The following is a 24,550-nucleotide window of genomic DNA, read 5'->3' as shown; positions in this document are numbered from 1 at the left end:
CTCAGGAGTTGGAGCCTCCGGCAAACCCGGCGCGGTTCAGTCCCAGAGAGTCTCACTAGCTTCTATCATTCGCACTAGCTTCTGTGTTTGACATCGGCGGCAGAGAGCGCCGGCACCTCGATGTGGAGATCGATGCGGTCGAGCAGGGGGCCTGACAGCTTGCTTTGGTAATCGGCGGCGCAGCGCGGGGCGCGGGCGCAGGCGAGGCCGGGATCAGCGAGATGCCCGCAGCGGCAGGGGTTCATCGCAGCGATGAGCTGGACGCGGGCCGGATAGGTGACATGGGCGGCGGCGCGCGCCACCTGCACCTGGCCGGTTTCCAGCGGCTGGCGCAAACTGTCGAGCACCGTGCGTTGATATTCGGGCAGTTCGTCGAGGAACAGCACGCCCAAGTGGGCGAGGGAAACCTCGCCGGGCCGCGCCTTGGTGCCGCCGCCGACCAGCGCCGCCATCGACGCGCTGTGATGGGGGGCGCGAAACGGCCGGCTGCGTTTCAGCTTGCCGCCGTCAAGCTCCCCGGCGATCGAGGCGACCATCGAGACTTCCAGCGCTTCGGCCGGCGTGAGATCGGGCAGGATGCCGGCCAGCGCGGCGGCGAGCAGCGACTTGCCGGAGCCGGGCGGCCCGCTCATCAACAGATTGTGGCCGCCGGCCGCAGCAATCTCGATGCAGCGCTTGGGGGTTTCCTGGCCCTTGATGTCGGCCAGATCGGGGCCGGGGCGGCGGATTTCGGCTTCGGCCTGCAACGGTTGCGGCAGGATCAACGAACCTTTGAGGTGATTGATCAGGCTGAGCAGATCGGGGGCGGCGATGAGCTGCACCTCGCCGGCCCAGGCGGCTTCGGGCCCCTGGGCGGCGGGGCAGATCAGCCCCTGTTCCTGCGCGCCGGCATGGAGCGCGGCCAGCAGCACGCCGGGCACGGGCAGGATGGCGCCATCAAGGCCGAGTTCGCCCACGGCGACGAATTCGGCCAGCGCATCGGCCGGCAACACGCCCATGGCGGCGAGCAGCCCCAGCGCGATCGGCAGATCATAATGGCTGCCTTCCTTGGGCAGATCGGCCGGGGACAGATTGACGATGATGCGGCGCGGCGGCAGCGACAGGCCGATGGCGTGCAGGGCGGCAGCGACGCGTTCGCGGCTTTCCTTCACCGCCTTGTCGGGCAGGCCGACGGTGATGAAGCCGGCCGGGCCGGCGGAAATCTGCACCTGGACATCAACGCTGCGGGCTTCCAGCCCCAGAAATGCCACCGTGCCGACATGGGCCACCATTGCTGCGCTCTCCTGAACGGCACGCCAGTTTGTGACCCTGTTGCCACGCTTAGGAAAAAGCGGAGGCGGGCGCAATTGTCGCCTTACACTTGCCACAGCCCGGTCGTAACGGGACTGGCATTGTGAGTCGCCCCGGTTTCCTTGGTTCGCTGGTCCGTTCGGAACCAGTCAGGGTGTTCCAGATCATTCTGGGCGCCTTGCTGTTTCCTGTGGCCGGCATCATCGGGCTGGTGTCGCCGGCGCCGATCGGGATTGTCGTGGCCGGCGCGGGCGCGGCGCTGATCTTCCGCAATTCGCGCTGGGCGCGGCGGCGCTACATCCTCTACAGCCGGCGCCATCCGCGGGTGCGGCAGGCGGTGGATATCGGGCTGATGCGTGGCCGGCGGCGGCGCCAGCGGCTGCTCCACCCGGCAGATTGACGGCAATTCCTGTTGGCGGGCAGTTCGTCTGCCAAGCTGCTGTGAACAATGTTATTAATCAAAAATTGACATATATTGCAGTTGAGTTAACATTTGTGCATCGACTCGGGTGGGATGGGCGATGCGCAAACTGCTTCTTGGCCTCCTTCTGGTAGCGGCACCGGCAAATGCGTTGATACGTTTTCCGAACACGTCAGCTTTGACGCCCTATGCCGTGGTTTCGGTTGGCAGCACAGCATCCTTCAACCAGAACAGCGGTCCGATCACCGGCAAGCTGCTCGTGGGCCAGGGATCGACGGTCAGTTCATCCGGCGGCGGCAACGGCAGTATCACCGGCGGTGCCTATGGCGACAACCAGACCCAGCTGAACAATCTTCGTGGGCTGCAGACCGATCCGACTCTGAATCTTGTCACCGCGTCGGACACGCTTGCAGCCTATAATCAGGCGCTGGCCCTTGCGGATTTTGCCAATGCGCTGGCGGCCACGCAGACCAGTGCGGGTGCCATAACGGGGACACGCACGCTCACCAACACGGGGGCTGTGACCATCACCAACCCGAATGGTCCGGCCACCAGCCTGAGCGTGATCGATTTCACCAGCCTGAGCAACTCAACGTTGACCATCAGTGGCGGTGCCAATGATTTCTTCGTGCTGCGTACTTCGGGCAATTTTTCGACCAATCGCACGATTGCGCTGACCGGCGGAGTGACGGCAGACCGCATCCTGTGGGTGATGAATGGCACGAGCGGCAATATTTTTCAGACATCCGGTGGGAATAATCTGATTGGCACGTTCCTGGCGACCAAGGGCGGCAATTTCCAGTTCTCCGCCATTCAGTTGACCGGCAAGCTGATCAACACGGCCGGGCATATCCAGTTCGTGTCCAACTCAACCATGACTGATGGCGGCCTGACCGTGCCGGTTGATCCGGTGCCAGAACCGGCGGCATGGACCATGCTGATTGGCGGCTTCATGCTGGTTGGCCAGATGGCACGGCGCCAGCAGCAGGCGGCACGGGTGCGGGCGGCCTGAGCCCCGCACATTGACGACGGCACATCCTGACCCTACATCCCCGCCGATGCCCCAGGCGTAAGGCGCGGCCGCGCCAGCGCTGCGTTTTGTGAAGTCAGGAATTCCATGCTCGGTCTGGGCAAGATTGCCAAAACCCTTTTCGGTTCCAGCAACGATCGCTACCTGAAATCGTTGCGGCCGATCATCAAGCGCATCAATGATCTGGAGCCGCAGATCAGCGCGCTGAGCGATGCCGAGCTGCAGGCGCAGACGCCCAAGCTGAAGGCGCTGCTGGCCGAGGGCAAGACCACCGACGATATCCTGCCCGAAGCCTTTGCGACGGTACGCGAGGCGGCCAAGCGCACGCTGGGCCAGCGCCATTATGATGTGCAGCTGATCGGCGGCATCGTGCTGCACCGGGGCGAGATCGCCGAAATGCGCACCGGCGAAGGCAAGACGCTGGTGGCGACGCTGGCGGTGTATCTGAATGCGCTCACCGGCCGCGGCGTGCATGTGGTGACGGTGAATGACTATCTCGCCACCCGCGACAGCCAGTGGATGGGCAAGGTCTATCGCTTCCTGGGGCTGAGCGTGGGCGTGATCGTGCCCAATCTGGATGATCAGTCGCGGCGCGATGCCTATAATTGCGACATCACCTATGGCACCAACAACGAGTTTGGCTTCGACTATCTGCGCGACAACATGAAGTACAGCCGCGAGCAGATGGTGCAGCGGCCGTTCTACATGGCGGTGGTGGACGAGGTGGACAGCGTCCTGATTGACGAGGCGCGCACCCCGCTGATCATCTCCGGCCCGACCGATGACAAGTCTGCGCTCTACACCCAGGTCAACGCCGTGGTGAAGGAGCTTGAGCGCGAGGATGTCGAGGTTGACGAGAAGCAGAAGTCGGTGATCCTCACCGAGGCCGGCACCGAGAAGGTGGAGCGGATGCTGGCGGCGGCCGGGCTGCTGCAGGGCGAGAATCTCTATGATTTCGAGAATACCCAGGTGGTGCACCACCTGAACCAGGCCTTGCGCGCCATTGTGATCTTCCGCCGCGACACCGATTATATCGTGCGCGACGGCAAGGTGATCATCATCGATGAATTCACCGGCCGCATGATGGACGGGCGCCGCTGGTCCGAAGGCCTGCACCAGGCCGTGGAGGCCAAGGAAGGCGTGCAGATCATGCCGGAGAACCAGACTCTGGCCAGCATCACCTTCCAGAATTATTTCCGCATGTATCCCAAGCTTGGCGGGATGACCGGCACGGCCAGCACCGAAGCGGCGGAATTCTATGACATCTACAAGCTGAACGTCGTGGAAATCCCCACCAACCTGCCGGTGCAGCGCAAGGATGTGGACGACGAGTTCTACAAGAACAGCCAGGACAAGTTCAAAGCCATCGTGAAGGCGATCCGGGGCGCGCAGGAGCGCGGGCAACCGGTGCTGGTTGGCACGGTTTCGATCGAGAAGAGCGAAATGCTGTCGGACTTCCTGAAGCAGGAAGGCGTCGAGCATGTCGTGCTGAACGCCCGTTATCACGAGCAGGAAGCCGCCATCGTGGAGCAGGCCGGCCGCATCGGCGCCGTGACCATCGCCACCAACATGGCCGGCCGCGGCACCGACATCAAGCTGGGCGGCAACGACGAGGCCCGCATCGCGCGCGAGCTGGCCGGCATGCCGGAAGGACCGGAGCGTGAGGCTGCCGAAGCCCGCATCAAGGCTGAAGTGGCGGCCGAATGCGCCCAGGTGAAGGCCAATGGCGGCCTGTTCGTGCTGGGCACCGAACGCCATGAGAGCCGCCGCATCGACAACCAGTTGCGCGGCCGGTCGGGCCGCCAGGGCGATCCCGGCCTGTCGCGTTTCTACCTCAGCCTCGATGATGATCTGCTGCGCATCTTTGGCCAGCAGAACATGCTGTCCCGCCTGATGAATTCCGGCCTGGAAGAGGGTGAGGCCATCATCCACCCGTGGATTTCCAAGGCGATCGAGACCGCCCAGAAGAAGGTGGAAGCGCGCAATTACGACATCCGCAAGCAGCTGCTGCAATATGATGACGTGATGAACGACCAGCGCAAGGTCGTCTATGAACAGCGCGCCGACATCATGGATTCGGACACGGTGGGCGACGTCGTGGTGGACATGCGCCACGAGACGGTGAACGCCATCGTGGCCACGCGGTGCCCGCTGGGCAGCTATCCCGAACAATGGGATGTGGCCGGCCTGCAGGAGGATGTGACCGGCACGCTCGGCCTGTCGGTGGATGTGGCGGCCTGGGCGAAGGAAGAGGGGATTGACCCCGAAATCATCGTCGACCGGCTGATCGAGCAGGCTGATGCGCTGGTGGCGGCCAAGGCGGCGGAGTTGCCGGCCGAGACCTGGATCAGCATCGAAAAAAGCTTTTTGCTGCAGGCGCTTGACCATCACTGGAAGGAGCATCTGGCGACGCTGGATTCGCTGCGATCGGTCATCCATCTGCGCGCCTATGCCCAGAAGACGCCGATCAACGAGTACAAGCGCGAGGCCTTTGCCCTGTTCGAACGCATGCTTGCCAGCGTGCGCGAGGATGTGACGCGCATGCTGGCCAATGCCCAGTTCAGCTTGGCTGCGGATGAGCCGCCGGCCGAGCTGTCGTCGTTTGTGACCACGGCCGATCCGGTGGTCAACAGCTTGAATTTCGACGCCTTTGGTTCGACCTTGCCGGCGGGCATGCTGGCGGCGGCGCAGGATGCAACGGCAATGATCGATATTGATCCGGCCGATGTGGAGGAGTGGCGCCAGACGGTGAGCCGCAATGCCGAATGCCCGTGCGGCAGCGGCAAGAAGTTCAAGCACTGCCACGGCGCGCTGTAACCCACTGACAATCAAGACATTACCGGGGCTGGCCAAGGCGGCCGGCTTGGGCCTATCATGGGGGCACTTCGGGGGGAGTGTGGGCCATGGCATGGAGCGCCCAAGAGGCTTTGGCGCAGCTGGGTTGGTTGCCGGCCGATGCGGCGGCCGCCCTGGCGCGGCTGGCGGTGCCATTTGCGGTGCCGGCTGGCGATGCGATTTTTCGCCAGCATGATCAATCGGATGGCCTGTATCTGATCGAGCGTGGCACGGCGGTGGTGACCGGCCGCACCCCGGGCGACGGCCATGTTGAACTGGCGCGGCTGGGCGCGGGGGCCATGCTGGGGGAGTTTTGCCTGCTGGATGGTGGCCGGCGATCGGCCGATGCGCTGGCGGCGACGGATGTGGCCGGCTGGCGGCTGGATCTGACGCGCTTTGCCGGCATGGCCGAGGCTGGCGATGCCGCCGCGCTGGCGCTGGCGGCGGCGCTGCGGGCGCAGGTTGCGGCGCGCAGCCATGATCTGGTGGCCGCGCTGGGGCCGCCGGTGACCGCAGCGTGCGCGCCGGTGACCGCAAACGCCGATTTCGTGACCGATTTCGTTGGCGCCCGCCTGCACACATTTCCCGGCTTTGATCAGTTCACGCCGGCTGACTGGCAGGCGCTGGTGGCGGCCGGTACCGGCCATCGCCACAGCCCCGGCGCGCGGCTGGATGGCGGGCCGCCGCCGCTGTGGATCGTGCTGCGCGGGGCGCTGATGTGGCAATCGGGCGATGGCCTGCAATATCTGGTGCACGGGCCCGGCGCCCTGGCCGGCGGTGCCGCCTTTGTGGCGGGCCGGGCGTGGCCGGCGCGGCTGCTGGTGCGGGAGGAGGCCGAGCTGTTCTGCCTGCCGGCGTTGCCCGACGGCGGCACCGGGCAGAAGCTGGCGCGGCTGCTGGGCGCCGCGCTGGTGCGGGATCAGCGCCGCCTGACCCGGGTGCGGGCGCGGCTGGCGGCGATGGAGGCAGCCTGATGTGCCGGATGCTGGGCTATGTGGGCGCGCCGGTGCTGCTGGAGCATCTGGTGGTGCGGCCCGACAATGCGTTGCTCAACCAGACCACCGATGCGCAATTGCTCGCCATGCTCAATCTGGCCGGCTTTGGCCTGGCGGCGTGGAACGACGATCTCAATGATCCGCACCTGCCGCTGACCTTCCATTCCACCAATGTCGCGGTGTTCGATGCCAATTTGCGCGCGCTGGCGGCGCGCCTGAAGGTGCGGAGCCTGGTGGCGCATCTGCGCGGCGTGCCGCTGGACGGCAGCGCCACCATCAACCAGCAGAGCCTGCACCCGTTCCACCTGGCCGGCAGCCCGCTGGTGTTGGCCCACAATGGCGATCTGGCCGAATTCGGCCGCATGCGCGCCGCCCTGTGGCCGCACATCAAGCCGGATGTGGCCAAGGCGATGACGGCGCTGACCGACAGCGCCTTCCTGCATGCGCTGGTGCTGTCGAATGTGGAGGATCCGGCCGGGCCCTTCACCACCGATGCGATCTTCCGCGCGGTCAACGCGGCGTTCAGGACCATCCGCCGCGTGCGTGCCGATCATGGCATCACCCGATCATCCTCGGTCAATCTGGTCGTGTCGGATGGGCGGGCGCTGGTGGCCACCCGCTTCACCTTTGATTTCGGCCGGTTCGAGAAGCCGCCGTTCCAGGGCGGGATCGAGTTTCTGAGCCAGTGGTTCACCATCGGCGAGCGTTATGGCTTTCGCGATGGCGAGTGGAAGATGGCCGGCGAAGGTGGGGCCGGCACGCTGGTCGCATCGGAGCCGCTGACCCGCGATGTGTCGACCTGGGTGGAGGTGCCGGAATATGGCGCCCTGCTGGTTGACGGCGGTGACACCCCCCGGCGGCGGATCGTGATGATCGATTGCTGAGGGTTGGCGGTCACTCGGCCTTTGGTGTTTCATCCTGCAAGAGCGCTGGGTTGCGCATCGCAGTCTTGAGATAGGCTGACGAGCGTTCCCAGATATCGAGTATTTCACGAATCTTTACAGCAGCATCGGGTAATGTGACATCGAACAGGAAATCCTGCTCCAGCATGATTGAACGGATCCCGGTGTCACCGATGCGCACATAGGATTTGGCGAAACGATATTTTTTGTTGAAGGCGAACACGTCTGTATCGGAAAAATCATCAGGTTCGGTTGGGCCGATGCCAAGCCAGCATTGGATGGAGTGGCCAGCAAACACCGTGATCTGAAACGACAGTCCGCCTGCTCCGCTCTTGATGAGATCATCTTGTGCCAATTCGGCCCTATAACCGACCTCCCGCATGAGATGTGCGATTTGCTCTGATATTTCGCGTTCAGACATATTACCAGGCCAATGCAGTTTTCTTGAATTCTGTTACATTGGAAGAACTCACAATATTTTCCGCATCCAGTAATTTATCTGGCTGTGATATCTTTGGGAAACGAACATCGCTTTCAATTTCATCTTGCGGTTTTTGGTTTATGAGTTCAGCCGTACGCCTTATGTCTTCTATTCTGCCGAACACGATTGTATCGTTGTTCCGAGTGCCGGGTTCAGATGGGCGCAGTCCGACAACGGCTGGGTGTGAACTCATCACCTGATAGCGCCGCTGCGCATCTCGCGTTAGACATGCACCGCCCGGCAAATCAGGATCGCGGCCGATGGCCAATTGGTTGGAGATGGCTGAGACGCTTTTCCCAAGTTTGGCCGCCAGTTCGCTCGGCGTTTGATTTGGCTGCTTGACCAATTCCCTCACAATATCGCCCAATACCTGCCAGCGCTGGAAAATATCGGCAGCTTCTGTGGGACGGAGCATCTCGGCGCGTGGCCGGCGTTGGCCTTCGGCCGCCAGAAAGCGGGCGACCTGGATGTTGCCATACAGGGTTTCAGGGGAATGGTCATGGGGCTTGCCGTGCAGAAGCGCCGCGCGGGCGAGCACGCGTTCCAATTTCGGAACGGCTCTGCGCAGGGAATCGCGATGGCCAGCGGCAAAGCTCTGCATGATCCACATTGTTGCGGATTCGGCATGGCGGGCTGCATCGGCCCAAGGTCCATCAATGCCGATTGCCACGGGTGGGGGGTGCTGTTGCAACTGAGCCAAACGCTGATCCAGGCTGGTCAGGATTTCGTCAAGTTGAGGAAAGGACTGTTCAGCCATTGGCGCTTCAGTCGACATTCTGACACTATCCTTGCGCCGGCAGCCTGTCGGTTGCCGATGTTGCCCCTGCCACATGAGTTAGGCGTGAATGAGGAGTTGGTCAATAGCACAAGGAGGTGTATGGAAGATTTATGAGCGCTGACGATCTGGCTGGTCTGCTGCTGCGCCTGGCCGAAGAACTTGCAAAGCGGGTGCAGGCAGCAGGCAAGCTGCCTGATGCGCTTGATCGTCGACCGAACCCGGACGAACGCTGGGTCTGGTTTTCGCTTACGCAAGTATCTGAGCTTGCTTATGAAGGATTAGGCATCTCCAACTTCGGCCCGCTTGATGGCGTCAGCGACGATGCGCTGGCCTCCGTGCTTGTGTTGCTGGATGACTGGTTTTCGCCGCTCAATCCCGGCATGGAGGAATTGCCGCCCCGGCCGCCGCAGTTTGATTCGGACTTGTTCGAATCGCTGGAAGAGCGGCTGCGGATGGCAGGCAGGCTGTTCCCGCCTCTCGGTGTCGACGCCCCGGCGCTGCTGATTCCGGCCGGGCGGCTCGGCGCAAGCTTTGATCCAAAGGCTCTCGCAACGGCTGGCGTGAATGTTGCCACAGTGGCGCTGGGTCTGGTCGCAGCCAAGTTGCGGCACGTCATTCCGGTGCCGTCACATGTCACCCGCAGCCCGATGGTGGCAGCCAACGATCGGCAGCCGCCCTGGCGTGGTGAGGTGCCACAGCGGGTGGCATTGCAATATCGAAGGGCGCTGACTGACCCGGCGAAACCGCGCGCCGGCCAGCTGAAAATTGCCATCGCGCCGATCATGGAAAGCTGGGCCGAAGGCAAGTTTGTTCCGGTTCCGGACCGGCAGAGTTACAGCGTTCGGCATGATTATGATCCAGGAAAGCGCGTTGCCGATGTACTGGACGCGGCTGCACAGGCCGATATCCTGCTGTTCCCGGAAATGGCGCTGTCTGAAGCCGGATTGGCTGTGCTCAGCCGTGAATTGAAGTCGCGATTTTCGCAAAGTCAGCCTTCACCCGAGCTGGTTTCGGCCGGCGTACTGGGCACAAGTAAGGTCGGCCCTGGCAGCAACCGCGTCTATCACCTGTCGCGGGATGGCCAAGTCCTGATGGTGCAGGACAAGCTGTCGCCATGGGATCTGAACGAAAATGATCGGATGAGGCTGGGGCTGGCCGGTTGGGGCGATGGGTTGATCCTGGAGGATATCGGCTTTGGCGCGACCATCCATCTGGTTGATACACCACTGCTCGGCCGGTTGATGAGCTATATCTGTGCTGACATCAATGATGACCTGCCGGCCGATTATCTGATCCAGGCGGCTGGAGTGGACTGGGTGCACGCCCCGATCATGGATCATTCAACCTGCTGGGCGCTGGATGCGGCCAATGGCAGGTGCATCGAGAGCCGCTGGTCGGTGCGGCGGGCGTTGCGGGCCGCACGGCAAGGGGTGCGCCTCATCGTCACCAACAGCCTGGCCATGACCGAACAGGCAAACAGGCATAATCAAGAAAGCGGCAACACTGGCTATGTGCTGCAGGATTGCGGCATCGGCCTGTTGGCCGAAGCCATCGACGGCCATGCCAAGGTTTGCCACGCCAAGGTGGCTCTTCAAGCAGCGGCCAGCCCCAACATCCGGATTGTCAATTGGCCGAGCGATCGTCAGCCGTGGGGATGCGATGGTTATTGTATTGAATGTCGCTGTGCTGCGTCATAGCAATTGCTGGGCGAGGCGGGTGAGGCTGGTGACGATGACCAGCAGGCCGATGCAGATGATGGCGATGCTGGTGGGCAGCTTCTTGGTCAGCTTGGCGGCGATGGGGGAGGCGATGAGGGCGCCGGCGATCAGGCCAAGGGCCAGCTGGGACACGGCGGCAAAGCCGAGATTGCCGACCAGCACGGTGGTGACGGTGACGGCGACGATGGTTTCGGCGATGGTGCTGGTGCCGACGACATAGCGCGGGGTGCCGCCGCGTTCGACGAGGCTGGAGGTGACGAACGGGCCCCAGATGCCGGCCAGCGCCTCCAGGATGCCGCCGAACAGCGCGATGATGGTGCGGTGCTGGCGCTTGGCCAGTTCGGCGCGCGGGCGGCGGGCGCGATAGAGGATGAGCCCGCCGATCGCCAGCAGATAGATGTTGACCCCGATTTTCAGCTGGTCGCTGTGGATGGAGACGAGGATCAGGCTGCCGATGAGCGCGCCGGCCACGCCGCCGGCGCCGAGCCGCAGCAGCATCGACTTGTTGACATTGCCTTCGCGCACATGGGCGATGGAGGCGGCGGTACCGGTGAAGATCTTGGAGGCGTTGACGGTGGCGCTGACGCTTTTGGGATCAAGGCCGATGCCGTTCAGCAGCGTGTAGGACAGGACGCCAAAGCCCATGCCCAGCGAGCCATCGAGCATCTGGGCAAAGAAGCCGACAACAAAGGCCGACAGGATGTCGGGGTTGCTGATGATATCGGCGAGCCAGGCCGGCATCAGGCGTGACCCAGCGGCATCGGCGCATGCCAGCGCGCGGCCAGCGGCTGGCAATCGGCCCGGCGCGAGTTCACCCTGAGCTTCACGCTGAACGTCCCCCTTCGTTGCAGATGCGGCTGCTGGGATGCTCCTAGCAAAGCTGCGCCGCCCATGCACCTGTATCTTGGCGGCTTTTTTGCAGGCGCGAACAGGCGTGTGGCCGGCTGCGGCCAATGGTGGCCGGCCTGCGCCAGCCGGAGCGTGGGCAGCGGGGCTGCGGCTGCGCCGCGCCTCATATGGGCAGAACAACGCAGAATCATGGTCAAGCATGCGGCAATCTGCGTCAAAGCCTTTGCCAGCCGCGCCTTTTTGATGGCATGGGGCGGCTGTGGCGATGGTGCAACGCGGCACGGCTGGCGGCATCGGCCGAGGGCAGATTGTTCGGATAGAGGATCGAAATGGTGACCAACCCAGCAGGCCCGGGCGACGCGCAATCGCCGCCTTCCGGCACTGCGGCCGTGCAGCGGCCCGATATCTGGGATTATGCCCGCCGCATCGAGGCCGGGTTCCCGCTGGGCGAGGTGAGCCTGCCCAAGCATCTGCAGGAACTGCAGGCCGAATCGATTCACATCATGCGCGAGGTGGCATCCGAATTCAGCAATCCGGCGCTGCTCTATTCGATCGGCAAGGATTCATCGGTGATGCTGCACCTGGCGATGATGGCCTTCTGGCCGTCAAAGCCGCCGTTCAAGCTGATGCACATCGCCACCGGCTGGGATTTCAACGACATGATCGTGCACCGCGACGAGCTGTGCACGGCGCTGGGCCTGACCCTGTTTGTCGAATCGAATGACGAGGCGACGGCGCGCGGCCTGACCCCGTTCAACACCGATTCGCGCGAATGGGCGCGCTTGATGCTGATCGACACGCTGAAGGCCGGCATGGACAAGCATGGCTTTGACGCGGCGCTGGGCGGTGGCCGCCGCGACGAGGAGAAGAGCCGCGCCAAGGAGCGCATCTTTTCGGTGCGCGGCCCCGGCCAGGTGTGGGACCCGCGCAGCCAGCGCCCCGAACTATGGTCGCTGTTCAACGGCCGGCTGGCCAAGGGCGAGAGCATGCGGGTGTTCCCGCTGTCCAACTGGACCGAGCTCGACATCTGGGAATATATCCGCCTGTGCAACATTCCGGTGGTGCCGCTCTATTTCGCCAAGCCGCGCCCCGTGGTGGACCGCGACGGGCTGCTGCTGGTGGTGGACGATGACCGCATGGTCTATCGCGACGGCGAGGTGGCCGCCGACCGGCTGGTGCGGTTCCGCACGCTGGGCGACTGGCCGCTGTCGGGCTGCATGGATTCGCCGGCCGCCACGCTGGAAGCGATCATCGAGGAAATGATGACCTCGCGCGTGTCGGAGCGGCAGGGCCGCATGGTCGACAAGGACGAAGCCGCGTCGATGGAAAAGAAGAAGCGCGAGGGTTATTTCTGATGAGCAGCGCGGTCACGACGATGGAACGCGCCAGCCAGCTGCGCTTTCTCACCTGCGGTTCGGTGGACGACGGCAAATCCACCCTGATCGGCCGGCTGCTGTATGACAGCAAGCTGATCATGGATGATCATCTCTATGCGCTGGAAAGCGACAGCCGCAAGCATGGCACCACGGGCGAGGATATTGATTTCGCGCTGCTGGTTGATGGCCTGGAGGCCGAGCGCGAGCAGGGCATCACCATCGATGTCGCCTATCGCTTCTTCACCACGCCGCGCCGCAGCTTCATCGTGGCCGACACGCCGGGGCACGAGCAATATTCGCGCAACATGGCCACTGGCGCATCGAACTGCGACCTGGCCATCATCCTGATTGATGCGCGCAAGGGCGTGTTGACCCAGACGCTGCGCCACAGCCTGATCGCCCATCTGCTGGGCATCAAATCGGTGGTGCTGGCGGTGAACAAGATGGACCTGGTGGATTTCGATCGCACCCGGTTTGACGAGATCGTGGCCGATTATCGCGCCAAGACGGCCCGCCACGCCTTTGAACAGTTCGTGGCCATTCCGATGTCCGCCCGCTTTGGCGACAATGTCACCACCCGGTCCGAACGGTCGGCCTGGTACGAGGGGCCGACGCTGATCGACCATCTGGAGGTGGTGCAGCCGCCGGCCGGGGGCGGCAGCCAGGCGTTCCGCATGCCGGTGCAGTGGATCAACCGGCCCAATCTGGATTTCCGCGGCTATAGCGGCACCATCGTTTCGGGCAGCGTGGCGGTGGGCGATCTGATCGCGGTGCCGCGTTCGGGCCTGACCAGCCGGGTGACCGGCTTGATCGGCCCCACCGGCCCGCTCGACCGTGCCAGCGCCGGCGATGCCATCACCCTGACCATATCCGACGAGATCGACATTTCGCGCGGCGATGTGCTGGCCCCGGCCAATGACCGGCCCGAAGTGTCGAACCAGTTTGCCGCGCATCTGTTCTGGATGGCCAAGGATGCCCTGATGGTGGGGCGCCCCTATCTGATCAAGCTGGGCACGGCGACCGAGCTGGCGACGATCACCGGCATCGGCCACCGGGTGGACGTGAACACCGGCGAGCATGCCCAGGCCAAGAATCTGCAGATGAACGAGATCGGCTTCTGCAACATCCATCTGGCGCGGCCGACGGTGTTCGAACCCTATGCCGACAACCAGGCGCTGGGCAGCTTCATCATCATCGACCGGTTTTCCAACCAGACGGTGGGCGCCGGCATGGTGGAATATGGCCTCAGGCGCGGCACCAACATCCATGCCCAGCCGGCCGATGTGACCCGCCAGCAGCTGGCGGCGATCAAGGGGCAGGAGCCGTGCGTGATCTGGCTGACCGGGCTGTCGGGCTCGGGCAAATCGACCATCGCCAACATCCTGCAGCGCAAGTTGACGATGCTGGGCGCGCACAGCTTCATCCTCGATGGCGACAATGTGCGCATGGGGCTGAACAAGGATCTGAGCTTCAGCGAGGCCGACCGGGTGGAGAATATCCGCCGGGTGGGCGAAGTGGCCAAGCTGATGGTGGATGCCGGCCTGATCGTGATCTGTTCGTTCATCTCGCCGTTCCGGGCCGACCGGGCGATGGTGCGTGAGCTGCTGCCCGATGGCGAATTTGTTGAGGTGCATGTCGACACGCCGCTCGATGTGGCCGAAGCGCGCGACGTGAAGGGGCTTTATGCCAAGGCGCGCGCCGGCAAGATCAAGAACTTCACCGGCATCGATTCGCCCTATGAGGCGCCCGATGCGGCCGAGATCGTGGTCGACACCGCCGCGCTGTCGGCCGAGGAGGCTGCCGATGCCATCCTGGCACGGATCAGCCCGCGGCTGGGCCGCACGGCCTGACCGGCAGGAACAGGACGATGACCACGCCGCCGCTGCTGATCCATGTTGGCTATCACAAGACCGCGACGACGTGGATGCAGCGCCGGCTGTTCACGCCGCCGCTGGGCTATCACCCGATCATGGAGCATGAGACGGTGTTTGCGCACTTCGTGCGGCCGCACATGTTTGAATATGATGCTGCTGCCGCCAGGGCGGCCGTGGCGAAGGCGCTGGCCGAGGTGCCGGTCGGGCTGACGCCGGTGATTTCCTCGGAAATCCTGTGCGGCAACCCCACCTATGGCTCACGCGAGGCGCTGGGGATTGCCCGGCGGCTGCACGATGCCGCGCCGGGCGCCCGCATATTGGTGACCATCCGGGAACAGGTGGCGGCCATTGCTTCGACCTATATGCAATATCTGCAGCGCGGCGGTGAATTCTCTGCGCAGGCCTTTTTTGCCGAGGCGCCGGAGGTGGGCTGGCCGGTCTTCAACCATGCGCATTTCCGCTATGACCGGTTTGTCGCCATGTATGCCGATCTGTTTGGCCCCGATCAGGTGCTGGTGTGCAACCAGGAGCTGCTGATGCGCGATCATGTCGGCTTTGCCCAGCGCATTGCCGATTTTGCCGGCCAGCCTGGTCCGGTGAATCAGGCCGCGCTCAATCCCGAGCGCACCGGCGTGAGCTATCCTGAATATGGCGCCGGGCTGTTGCGCTTCATCAACAATGTCCGTCCGGGGCCGGCCGGGCCCTCGGCGATGCCCAACCTGGGAAGTGCCGGCGATCTTCTGTATCGCGCGGCCGGAAAGTTGCTGCGGCTTGACCTGGTGCGCAGTGGCTTTGGCAATCGCAAGCCGGTGACGGATTATGTGCGCAAGCGTTATGCCGGGGCGTTTGTGGACAGCAACCGGGCGCTGGCCGCCATGGTGCAGCCGGGCCTGCCGTTCGAACGCTATCAGGGTTTGGGCTGAGCCTGGCTGGGGCGGGCGAACAGGTTGATGCCCACGACATGGCGCACCACCAGGCTGCCGGCGAGGCGGCGCAGGATCATCGTGCCGGTGAGCGCGATGGCACCGCCGGTGACACCATAAAGCGGTACCAGCCAGGCCGAGAGCGCCACCAGCAGCACGATGGCGGCCAGCGCGAACAGCACCGACCAGCGTTCATGGCCTGACATGATCAGCAGGGAGCCGACCGGGCCGCCGGACAGCGCAATCAGATTGCCGACCGCCACGATCTGCAGCGCGGTGGCGCCCACCACGAATTGCGGGCCGAACAGGCCCATGATGAATTCGGGCCAGATCAGCACGACGGCAAAGATGGGGGCGGTGGCCGCCAGGCTGCCCAGGATGGTCTTGCGCAGCAGGCTGGCGATGCGGGCCTTGTCGCCGGCTTTCCAGCTGGCGGCGATTTGCGGCCCGATGATGGCATCGAAGGACGATATCACCAGCGAGGTGACCAGCAGGGTCTGGGCGGCGACGCGCAGGGTGCCGGCGGCTTCGGGCGAGGCGAAATAGCTGGTGAGCAGCATCGACAGCCAATCGATGGCAAAGCCGGACACCACGGCGATCATGACCGGCACGCCGGCCACCAGCATCGGGCGCAGCGGCGGCGGCGCCGGGGGCGGCCAGTGGCGCACGGTGCGCCAATAGCTGATGGTGCCAAACAGCGCGGTGGCGAGCATGGCGGCGGTGTAGATGATGGCCACGCTCCACACCGGCGGCCGTTCGGGCATGGCGGCCAGCCCGGCCAGCATCAGGATGGCAAGGCCGGAGGTGATTGGGCCTTCCATCGATTGCGACAGCACCGGCACACCGGCGCCGCGCAGGGCAAAGCTGGTGAAGCGCATGATGACAATGCCAATGACGGCAGGCGAGACGATGGCCAGCACCTCGCCGGCGCCGGGCGTGGCCAACCAACGGCCGGCCAGCGGATGCAGCAGGGCGAGCAGGCCGGCAGCGAGCGCGGCGGCAGGCACCACCACCTTGGCCGCCACCTTGACGGCGCCGCGCGCCGCTGCGCGGCCATCGGCCTTCATCTCGCCGGCCATGGTGCGAAGGGTGATTGAATCAAGGCCAATCAGGGCAATGAAACCAATCACCTGCACCGTGGTCTGGCCGATGGCGTAGAGACCGGAGCCGAGCGGGCCATAGAGGCGCGCCACCACCCAGCTTACCGCCAGGGCCAGCGCGGCGCCCAGGCCCTTGAGGGCGAATGACCATATGACCTGAGTGCGCAGCCGCATGGGTATCACCGTTAGGCAGCCAGTCGGCTGCTGTCCACCACGACATCCTCAAATCGTTGCAAGACTTTGCGCAGCGGCGGAGAGCGCGGCGCGCTGTGGATCGGGCTGGCCGGTGATGACGGCAAGGGCGCCGGCCAGGCTTGGGTGGCGGAAGCGGAAGCCGCTGGCCAGCGCCTTGGCCGGATGCACCCGCTGGCCGTTGAAGAGGAGTTCGTGGGCGAAATCGCCGAGCAGGGCGGTGACGGGGCCGGCAGGCACCGGCAGGATGGCGGGCCGCCGGAGCAGCTGCGCCAGGGTGCGGGTGAATTCGATGTTGGTGACAGGGTGGGGCGCCACCGCGTTCATCGGGCCGGAAACTTGTTTGTTGGCAATGGCATGGATGATGAGGCGGACGAGATCATCGCGGTGGATCCAGCTCATCCACTGGCGGCCGTGGCCGAGCCGGCCGCCGAGGCCATATTCGAACGGGGCGAGCAGGCGCGCCAGCAGGCCGCCGCTGCGATCCAGCACCAGGCCGGTGCGCAGGGCCACGGTGCGGATGCCGGAACGGGCGGCGGCGGCTTCCCAGTTGCGGCAGACACGCGCCGAGAAGCAGGGCCGGCCGGGCGCATTTTCATCAAGATATTCATCGCCTTGCAGGCCATAGATGCCGATGGCCGAGCCCGAGACCAGCACAGCGGGCTGGTGATCCAGCCGGGCAATGAGGGCGGTGACGGCGCGGGTGACAGCGAGGCGCGAACGGATGATGCGGATGCGCTTGGACCGTGTCCAGGGCTGGTCGGAAATCGGCTCGCCGGCCAGGTTGACGATGGCATCGATGCGGCAATCGCGGCCAATTCCGGCCAGATCGGTGACCGTGCGCACGCGCCCGGTGCCCGCAACCGGCGCCACGGTGCCCGCGCGGCTGAGGATGGTGACATCATGGCCGGCGGCCACCAGCGCGGCCACCAACCGGCGGCCGATGAAGCCGGTGCCGCCGGTGACCAGCAGATGCTGCCGGCCGGGCAGGGCTGCCGCAAGGCCGGCGGCCGGGGCATCGACCAGGCGGCGGCAGCGCCGCGCCGCCGCGATGTCGCGCAGGCCCGAAACCACCACGCCGGCCGCCGCCAGCGCGCACAGCCAGCCGGCGACGCCATGATCGGCAGGCAGCAGGGCGCTCGGCTGGCCAGTGTTGCGCCACAGCCAGGGCAGCAGCAGCGCCAGCAGCGCGCCATAGTTCAGGGTGAGCAGCGTGTGGGTGATCCGCTCGCTGGCCGGCAATGTGCGGCTGCGGTCTTCCTCCACGAAATCCCAGAGGGTGATGAGGAGTTCGCCGGCCAGCAGGGCCAGCAGGGCGACGGCCCACAGGCCGTGGGGCACCGTGAGGCCCAGCGCCAGGAAGAGCAGGGCATAGGCCAGGTTGCGCACCCCGTGCAGCCACAACTCGATGCGCTGGCCGGGGCGCCAGGCCAGACGTTCGGTGCCTTCATGATGCCAGAGCGTGTCAAAGCCGCCCATGGCCATCTGGACGAAGAGCAGGGTCCACAGCGTGTCAGTCATGGCTGGTTTCCTTCATGTCGTGAAAGCGGCTGATCAGGTGGATCAGTTCGCCCAGCAGCGGGTGGTGGAGGGCAAGGCTGAACAGGAAGCTGCCGTCACCGCAGTCGACATGGTCGATGGTGAGGCGGCCGGGCGACAGCAGGGCGGGCAGGCGTAGCCGGCGGCCGCCGAGCAGGAGGACATAATGATCGCTGGCAAAGCGGATGCCGCCGGCAATCGGGCTGACGCCAAGGGCGATGGCGACACCGCCGCCCAGATATTCTTCCAGCCCGGTGGGGCCGGCAAAGCGCTTGGCGCTGTGGATGACCTGGGGGAAGCCCCGGGCCCGCGCATAGACGCGGGTCCACACCTGGCCGCCGCTGGCGCCATCTTCGGTGACGGACACCACGGCCGCGACCCCGCCGCCGCGATCCAGCGGCAGCGGCGCGCCGATCAGGCGGGCGGCCTGGGCCAGCAGCCAGCCGGCCAGGTTCATCCGGCACAGCACCACCTCGCCGGCATAGTTGGCCGACTGGCCGGGGCCGAGCCGCTTGCCGAAGCGCTGGCGCACGGCGGCCGGCAGCGCCGCCCAGCCGGCCCCAAGCAGGCGGCGGAAGCGTGGATCGGCAAGCGGTGCCGCAGGCGGGGCGGTGGCCGGCGGGGCTGCCGCTGGTGTGGGGGCCATGGTCAGGCGGGCCGTCATGGCGTTCATCACTGATCCTCCCGTCGTTATAGTCATTTCTGTAGACAGAGAAATTGAGTGGAAAAAAAAGGGGGCGGCACGGCCCATCCGGGCTCAGCCATCATCGGCCGGCTTGTCCCCGGTCTTGCTGTTGCCGCCGCCGGGCAGATAGCGCAGCAGGCCGACGACCCTGGCGCCCAGCCGGATCAGCCGCATGATCTGTTGCGGCGGCACGGTGATCATCTGCTGGTACCAGCCATCGACCGTGGTGATGAAATCATGCATGGCATTGAGACGCTGGCGCACCGCCGGGCTGATCGCGGGATCATCGGCGCCGGCCATGGCGGCGCGGATGGCGGCAACCATCGGATCAATCTCCCGCTCCTTGCGGCCCTGGGCGACCTTGCTGGCCATCTGCCACAGATCGGTTTCGGCAACGAAATGGTCACGCCGATCACCCAGCACCGGCACCCGCATGACGAGTTTCCAATTGAGCAGTTCCTTCAAACTGTTCGACACGTTGGAGCGCGCCATGCCCAGGGTTTCGGCGATATCCTCGGCAGTCTGCGGCCGGTCTGACAGCAGCAGCAGCGCCTGGATCTGCGCCACCGAGCGGTTGACACCCCATTGCCCGCCCAGATCACCCCAGCGCAGCACAAAGGCTTCGACCGCGGGCGGCAGGCCGGTCGAATCGGCGTCAGCAGACTTGGTTATTTCTGTCATGACAGAAATATCTGCCTGAATTTGATCGGCGTCAACCCCCCCTGCCGTGCCGGCCCCGCGCCGGCGGCCACTGAGCCTTCTTGCAGACCGGATCTGGACAAAGGTCTGTATCCGGGCATTTGGCGTGACGGGCTGGCTTTACAGGTCAAGTCAAAAACACCGCTGGTGCGTTTGGGCAGGATCAGGACAAGTCAAGAGCCGGCCGGTTGGCACGGTTGTTGCTGAACCATTCGGCTGGGGCTTGTCGAAACGGTTCGGGTGCGCGCGTGGTGCCATCATCTGCCTTGCTTGTTGCATGTTTTCTGGCGCTGGCTGTGCCGGTGATTGCTGCTGCCGAAGAGCGGCCGCACAAGGCCGGGCCGGCCGGCCATGGCGCAGGGGCAGCCGGCGCAAGACATCATCCGGCCGATGGCAGGTGTGCGACGCGCGACAAGCCGGCAGGCTGCAGCACGGCGCGTGAGCAGCGCCCGACACCTGCCCGATCAGGCTTGAGCGGTCCGGCGCGCGTCGTGGCCCTGATCCTGTTGCTGGCCGGCTTTGCCAAGCTGGCGCAAATCCTGCGGCGGCTGATGCGGTCGCGCAGCGTTTCGCGCTAGCGCCAGTTCAACGCTTGGCCGGCAGCGCCTGCAGCCAGTCGTAAATGCGTTGCGCCAGCGCCAGCCGCCTGTCGGACCAGCTGTGATCGGTGGCCTCGTGCGCTTCCGTCACCTGGCCGCCGGCGGCGCGGGCGGCGGCCACCAGTGGATCAGTGGCGGGCTTCAGGCCGTCATCAGAGGTGAGGACGAGCAGCGGCTGGCGGGCAAGGCCGGCCGCGCGTGGGCGCGCGTCCAGGCTGCTGGCCTTTGCCTTCAGTTCGGCCGCCTGAATGGCGGGCGACGTGCCGGCCAGGGCTTCGCTGTTGCTGGCGGCCCGGGTTTCCAGCTTGTCGCTGGGCACGGCCCCCAGCATCGCCATGTTGGCGGCAGAAATCAGGATGGTGCCGGCCAGCGCCGGATCCTCTTCGGCCACCATCGCCGTTACCCAGCCGCCCATGCTATGGCCGGCCAGCACGATACGGCCAGTGTCGATGCCCAAGGCCTTCGCCACATCAGCTTGCCGCAGATAGGCGAGCACGGCGCGGGCGTCCTCCGGATTCTGGGCAAAGCGGAAATCGCCGGGGCTGCCCCAACTGCCACGATAATTGAAGGTGATGGCATTCCAGCCGGCGCGGCGCAGCGCCTGGGCGAGATCGAGATTCTTCTCGTTGCCCGGCCAGCCGTGGCAGATGACGATGGTGGGATGCGGCCCCGGCCCGGCAGCGAGATAGGCGACGCCGTTGATCACCACGCCGCCGGAAGGGATATGCAGCACCTCCATGCGGGCGCGCGGGGCGGCGGTTGCCGGCGGATCGGTGAACAGCGGGTTGGCGGTGGTAGGGCCCGCCGTGGCGAGCAGCAGGGCCAGAACAAATAGGTGCATCAGACAGTCCCCCGGTTGTGCTTCCAGTGTGGCCCCGGTCAGGCGGGCTGGCAAGGGGTGTGAAATCCTTGTGAAATTGTTAAGATGAACAAACAAATGCTTGATTTGCTGACCATCGTTCCCGCATCTGGCCAGGCGCACCGGCCATGTTGGCCGGGCGGAACTGGGGGCAATTGACGATGGGCATGTTCACGCTGGGGCGCGGGCTCCGGGCGATGGCCGTTGTTGCGCTGATCGCCGCGACGGCGGCACCGGCTGCGGCGACGCATTTTCGCTATCGCCATTATGACTGGGCCAACAAGAGCAGGGTGATCGTGCCGGAGCTGGCCCATACCCCCGATGCGGTGACCGGGCTGGGCCCGCAGTATCTGAACGTCGGCGGTGATGTGAATGGCACGCCGGCGGAGTTTGGCAAGCTGACCTTCCTGCACAGTGGGGGCATCGCGGTGAACGGGCCGTCGGGCCTGAACTACACGCTGAACGGCGCGGTGCTGTTTGCTGGACCGGCGTCTGCCCCGGTGTTCACCGCCAAGAAGGGTGATCTGTTCAACCCCGGCAGCGGGCTGAAGGCTGGCACCTTTGCGATCGCCGCCGTGCCGGAGCCCGACAGCTGGGCGCTGATGATCGCCGGGTTTGGCGTGGTGGGCCTGGCCGCGCGGCGGCAGCGCCGGCTGGCCTGAGCCGGCTGGCCTGGGCGGGCTGGCCTGGGCGGACGGGTGGGGGCTGGTTCAGGCCAGTCCCAGATCGCGGGCCATGGCGGCCAGTTCGGCGCGGCTGGAGACGCCCAGCTTGTCGAAGGCGTTGCCCATGTGCATCTTCACCGTGCTTTCGGTGAGGCCCAGGGCCTGGCCGATGTCGCGGTTGCGCAGGCCGCGCGCCGCCAGCCGCGCCACTTCGGTTTCGCGGGCGGACAGCGGCTTGGTGGCAACGGCGCGGGCTTCGCGGCGGGCCAGATCGCCGATCACGCGCTTCAGCACATCATTGTCGATCCACTGCACGCCGCTGGCGACATTCTCGATGCATTCGACAATGCGGTCGGCCACCTGTTCCTTCAGCACCAGGCCATCGGCCTCCAGTTCCACCGCCTCGACAATCTGGTTCTGATCCAGGCTGGCGGTGAGGATGATCACCTTGGGCCGGGCGGCGCCGCGGCTGCGGATGCCGCGCAGGATGGCAAGGCCGCTGGCGCCGGGCACCTGGATATCCAGCACGGCGATATCGGGATCGTGCGTGGCAATGGCGGCGGTGGCGGCATCGCCATTGGGGCAGCGGGCGACAATGTCGAACCCTTCGGCCTGCAGCAGGGCGGCGAGCCCTTCGAGCACGATCGGGTGATCATCGGCGAGCAGCAAGCGGGTCATGGGTGGGCCTTTGCCGGGGTGGAAAAACACATGTCGAGCCTGGTGCCCTGCGGCCCGGTTTCCAGCCGCAGTTGCCCGCCCAGTTGCGCAAGCCGGTGCATGATCGAGCGTGGGCCCATGTTGCGCTGGCGCAGGCTTTCGGCGGTGAACTGGCCGGGCACGGCAAAGCCATGGCCATTGTCGACAATGGCAAGGTGCCAGGCATCGGCTGTGGCGGCGCTGTGCACGCTGACATGGCGGGCGCCGCCGTGGCGCACGGCATTGGCGACAGCTTCGCGGGTGATCAGGCGGATATCGTCGGCGACGGCCGGTGGCGGTTCGGCCGCGATGTCGGCCGCGATGCTGATGTCCCACTGCCGGGCCAGGCCTGGCAGCCAATCCGCCATCGGGCCGCCGGGTTCGGCCGGGCCCGACGCGCGCGGGCGGATGCCTTCCAGCACGCGGCGCAGATCCTGCTGTTCCTGGCGCAGCGCGGCGGACAGGGTGGCGATGCGGCCCGCCACCGCCTCGGGATCGGTGGTGATCTGCCGATCCATCAGGCGCAGCTGCAGCGAAAGACCGGTGAGGAACTGCAGGATGCCATCGTGCAGATCATGGGCAACGCGCACCCGCTCCTCTCGCGCGGCGGCATCGCGCCAGGCATCGGCCGCGGCGGCATTGCCCAGCGCGGCGCCCAGTTGCACCGACAGGGCGCGTGCAAGGTAGAGATCATCGACCGTCGCCGCTTTCGGGATCAGCAGCCAGCCATCCAGCGCATCGCAGCTGATCGCGGTGGCGATGCCTTCGGCCATGCCCCAGGCGGCGGCCAGTTGGGGATCGAGCAGCTGGCCGGTGACGGTGTGCAGGGTGCCATCGCCATCATAGCGGCGGCAATCGCGGCCATCGGCCCGATATTCGAAGGTGGAGCCGGCGACGCCGCCCGCCACGGGCCCGGCCCAGCCCTGACCCGGCAGCGGCGGCAGCGGTGGGCCATCGCCATCGCGCATGATCCGCCAGCCCGGTTCGTCGCGCGATTCCCAGATGAAGATGGCGCTGGTCACGCCGAAAAAGCTGCGGACATGGGCGAGGCAGAGGCGGATCGCATCGGGAATGGTGGCGGCCTGCGCCTCCACCGGCCGGGCCAGGCGCATCAGCTCGCGCCAATAGCGTTCGCGCTGGACGCCGATATAGGCAAGCAGGGCGCCGATGACGATGATCTGGCCCAGGCGGACGACGAAGCGCAGCAGATCATCCTCGCCGACATCGAGCTGGGTGCCCGGCAGCGCCGCGGCGGCAAGGAACAGCAGGATGATGGCGATGCTGGTGCCCAGCGCGCCGCGCCAATCCCAGCGCAGCGTGGCCGACAGCACCGAGAAGAGATAGAGCGGGAAGAGCGGACTGATGACGCCGCGGGTGAGGAAGACCAGCGCGCCGAACATCGCCACATCGATGACATGGACATATTGGCCGATCGGGGGCGCCGACAGGGGCCGGCGCCAGACCACCAGCGCCACCAGCGCCGCCATGGCGGCATAGGCCAGCAGCAGGCCGAACACCCAGGGGGCATAGGCCTGGGGCTGGGGCGGATCATAGAGCACCGCACCCAGCGTGGGCAGCGCCAGCGCCACCCGGGCCAGCGCACTGACGCGATCGGCCCGATTGTGGGTGAGGATCTTCTTCAGCATGGCTGGGTTCAGGATATGCCCTGCTGGACATATGGGCCAGTGGCCGTGATGCCGATGAAATCATTACGTTTTTGTTATGTTTGGACACCGACGAAAGTCGGTATGCGCGGCCGTTCTGGGGCCGGGTTGGCGCGGATTTTCTTACAGCCGGATCGGGCCGACCGATCAAGCCATTGAAGTTTCAGCTGCGCCCGGTTGGCACGCGATGTGCATTTCGGCCAGGGTGCAGCGTTATCGCATTTTCATTCTGGATCAGTTCGGCCGCATCAACAGCGGCCACCAATTGCTGTGCCGAAGCGATGCCGAGGCGGCGCGGCTGGCGCGGGAAATGGCTGGCAACGCCACGGCCGAGGTGTGGCGTGACAACCGGCTGGTGACAAAGCCGTTCCCGGCCTGAC

At 65.4% G+C, this 24,550-nt stretch carries 22 protein-coding genes and 1 pseudogene; 12 read left to right on the top strand and 11 right to left on the bottom strand.

Annotated features, from left to right (window positions below; genetic code table 11):
- Positions 1–89: 89 nt before the first annotated feature.
- Positions 90–1,271 (bottom strand): annotated as a pseudogene (locus tag CHU93_RS13670) (YifB family Mg chelatase-like AAA ATPase); the annotation flags it as partial.
- 173 nt (positions 1,272–1,444) lie between these two features.
- Here CHU93_RS13670 and CHU93_RS13665 point away from each other — a divergent pair.
- From CHU93_RS13665 to CHU93_RS13645, 5 genes are all read left to right on the top strand, one after another.
- Entirely contained in the window at positions 1,445–1,690 is a 246-nt protein-coding gene (locus CHU93_RS13665) for a hypothetical protein (protein ID WP_094474713.1), read from the top strand.
- Positions 1,691–1,862: 172 nt separating this feature from the next.
- Positions 1,863–2,723, top strand: coding sequence for a PEPxxWA-CTERM sorting domain-containing protein (locus tag CHU93_RS13660; protein ID WP_165768744.1), 861 nt, complete (start codon positions 1,863–1,865; stop codon positions 2,721–2,723).
- A gap of 105 nt (positions 2,724–2,828) precedes the next feature.
- Positions 2,829–5,558 carry a preprotein translocase subunit SecA gene (secA, locus tag CHU93_RS13655; protein ID WP_094474711.1) on the top strand — a complete coding sequence of 910 codons (2,730 nt, stop codon included), beginning with the start codon at positions 2,829–2,831 and terminating at the stop codon, positions 5,556–5,558.
- Positions 5,559–5,644: 86 nt separating this feature from the next.
- Entirely contained in the window at positions 5,645–6,550 is a 906-nt protein-coding gene (locus CHU93_RS13650; RefSeq protein WP_094474710.1) for a cyclic nucleotide-binding domain-containing protein, read from the top strand.
- Complete coding sequence (locus CHU93_RS13645; protein ID WP_094474709.1) at positions 6,550–7,455, top strand: class II glutamine amidotransferase; 906 nt, start codon at positions 6,550–6,552, stop codon at positions 7,453–7,455. The genes CHU93_RS13650 and CHU93_RS13645 overlap by 1 nt, the downstream gene beginning before the upstream one ends.
- Before the next feature lie 10 nt (positions 7,456–7,465).
- Here the strand turns inward: CHU93_RS13645 and CHU93_RS13640 are convergent, their stop codons facing one another.
- Entirely contained in the window at positions 7,466–7,894 is a 429-nt protein-coding gene (locus CHU93_RS13640; RefSeq protein WP_133064407.1) for a type III secretion system chaperone family protein, read from the bottom strand.
- Position 7,895: 1 nt separating this feature from the next.
- The gene (locus CHU93_RS17345) at positions 7,896–8,729 is read right to left on the bottom strand and encodes a helix-turn-helix domain-containing protein (RefSeq protein WP_165768743.1); all 834 of its coding nucleotides are present in this window, start codon (positions 8,727–8,729) and stop codon (positions 7,896–7,898) included.
- A gap of 113 nt (positions 8,730–8,842) precedes the next feature.
- On the opposite strand from CHU93_RS17345, the gene CHU93_RS13630 reads away from it, so the two are divergent.
- On the top strand, positions 8,843–10,429 hold the full coding sequence (locus CHU93_RS13630) for a carbon-nitrogen hydrolase family protein (RefSeq protein ID WP_094474706.1): 1,587 nt from the start codon (positions 8,843–8,845) through the stop codon (positions 10,427–10,429).
- On the opposite strand, the gene CHU93_RS13625 is transcribed toward CHU93_RS13630, so the two are convergent.
- Positions 10,424–11,191 carry a sulfite exporter TauE/SafE family protein gene (locus tag CHU93_RS13625; RefSeq protein WP_165768742.1) on the bottom strand — a complete coding sequence of 256 codons (768 nt, stop codon included), beginning with the start codon at positions 11,189–11,191 and terminating at the stop codon, positions 10,424–10,426. The genes CHU93_RS13630 and CHU93_RS13625 overlap by 6 nt on opposite strands.
- 437 nt (positions 11,192–11,628) lie before the next feature.
- Here CHU93_RS13625 and cysD point away from each other — a divergent pair, with 437 nt between their 5' ends.
- Genes cysD through CHU93_RS13610 form a run of 3 tightly spaced genes read left to right on the top strand, consistent with a single transcriptional unit; the run spans position 11,629 to position 15,472 of the window.
- Positions 11,629–12,654 (top strand): sulfate adenylyltransferase subunit CysD, encoded by a 1,026-nt coding sequence (cysD, locus tag CHU93_RS13620; RefSeq protein WP_094474704.1) that lies wholly within the window; start codon positions 11,629–11,631, stop codon positions 12,652–12,654.
- Entirely contained in the window at positions 12,654–14,525 is a 1,872-nt protein-coding gene (gene cysN / locus CHU93_RS13615; RefSeq protein ID WP_094474703.1) for a sulfate adenylyltransferase subunit CysN, read from the top strand. The genes cysD and cysN overlap by 1 nt, the downstream gene beginning before the upstream one ends.
- Positions 14,526–14,542: 17 nt before the next feature.
- Positions 14,543–15,472 (top strand): sulfotransferase, encoded by a 930-nt coding sequence (locus tag CHU93_RS13610; RefSeq protein ID WP_094474702.1) that lies wholly within the window; start codon positions 14,543–14,545, stop codon positions 15,470–15,472.
- Here CHU93_RS13610 and CHU93_RS13605 read toward each other — a convergent pair.
- The 4 genes from CHU93_RS13605 to CHU93_RS13590 form a co-directional block, all read right to left on the bottom strand.
- A complete protein-coding gene (locus tag CHU93_RS13605) occupies positions 15,457–16,746 on the bottom strand; it encodes an oligosaccharide flippase family protein (protein ID WP_094474701.1) in 1,290 nt (429 codons plus the stop codon). The two genes, CHU93_RS13610 and CHU93_RS13605, sit on opposite strands and share 16 nt — an antisense overlap.
- A 48-nt stretch (positions 16,747–16,794) precedes the next feature.
- The gene (locus CHU93_RS13600; protein WP_094474700.1) at positions 16,795–18,285 is read right to left on the bottom strand and encodes a TIGR01777 family oxidoreductase; all 1,491 of its coding nucleotides are present in this window, start codon (positions 18,283–18,285) and stop codon (positions 16,795–16,797) included.
- Positions 18,278–18,976: a DUF4166 domain-containing protein gene (locus CHU93_RS13595; RefSeq protein ID WP_243375689.1), complete on the bottom strand. Its 699-nt coding sequence runs from the start codon at positions 18,974–18,976 to the stop codon at positions 18,278–18,280. The genes CHU93_RS13600 and CHU93_RS13595 overlap by 8 nt, the downstream gene beginning before the upstream one ends.
- Before the next feature lie 84 nt (positions 18,977–19,060).
- Positions 19,061–19,669 carry a GbsR/MarR family transcriptional regulator gene (locus tag CHU93_RS13590; protein WP_094474699.1) on the bottom strand — a complete coding sequence of 203 codons (609 nt, stop codon included), beginning with the start codon at positions 19,667–19,669 and terminating at the stop codon, positions 19,061–19,063.
- Between the two features lie 320 nt (positions 19,670–19,989).
- On the opposite strand from CHU93_RS13590, the gene CHU93_RS13585 reads away from it, so the two are divergent.
- Positions 19,990–20,265 carry a hypothetical protein gene (locus CHU93_RS13585; RefSeq protein ID WP_133064405.1) on the top strand — a complete coding sequence of 92 codons (276 nt, stop codon included), beginning with the start codon at positions 19,990–19,992 and terminating at the stop codon, positions 20,263–20,265.
- A gap of 7 nt (positions 20,266–20,272) precedes the next feature.
- Here the strand turns inward: CHU93_RS13585 and CHU93_RS13580 are convergent, their stop codons facing one another.
- Positions 20,273–21,127 carry an alpha/beta hydrolase family protein gene (locus tag CHU93_RS13580; protein WP_094474697.1) on the bottom strand — a complete coding sequence of 285 codons (855 nt, stop codon included), beginning with the start codon at positions 21,125–21,127 and terminating at the stop codon, positions 20,273–20,275.
- 146 nt (positions 21,128–21,273) lie between these two features.
- On the opposite strand from CHU93_RS13580, the gene CHU93_RS13575 reads away from it, so the two are divergent.
- Entirely contained in the window at positions 21,274–21,807 is a 534-nt protein-coding gene (locus CHU93_RS13575; RefSeq protein ID WP_094474696.1) for a PEPxxWA-CTERM sorting domain-containing protein, read from the top strand.
- A 48-nt stretch (positions 21,808–21,855) separates the two neighbouring features.
- Here the strand turns inward: CHU93_RS13575 and CHU93_RS13570 are convergent, their stop codons facing one another.
- Positions 21,856–22,488 (bottom strand): response regulator transcription factor, encoded by a 633-nt coding sequence (locus tag CHU93_RS13570; protein WP_094474695.1) that lies wholly within the window; start codon positions 22,486–22,488, stop codon positions 21,856–21,858.
- Positions 22,485–24,152, bottom strand: coding sequence for a sensor histidine kinase (locus tag CHU93_RS13565; RefSeq protein WP_094474694.1), 1,668 nt, complete (start codon positions 24,150–24,152; stop codon positions 22,485–22,487). Before CHU93_RS13565 ends, CHU93_RS13570 begins: the two co-directional genes overlap by 4 nt.
- Before the next feature lie 205 nt (positions 24,153–24,357).
- On the opposite strand from CHU93_RS13565, the gene CHU93_RS13560 reads away from it, so the two are divergent.
- On the top strand, positions 24,358–24,549 hold the full coding sequence (locus CHU93_RS13560; RefSeq protein WP_094474693.1) for a hypothetical protein: 192 nt from the start codon (positions 24,358–24,360) through the stop codon (positions 24,547–24,549).
- Position 24,550: the final 1 nt, after the last annotated feature.

This window comes from Sandarakinorhabdus cyanobacteriorum, assembly GCF_002251755.1.
GTDB lineage: Bacteria > Pseudomonadota > Alphaproteobacteria > Sphingomonadales > Sphingomonadaceae > Sandarakinorhabdus > Sandarakinorhabdus cyanobacteriorum.
The sequence above is the reverse complement of the archived record's forward strand: the minus strand, read 5'-3'. Positions and strand labels throughout refer to the sequence as shown.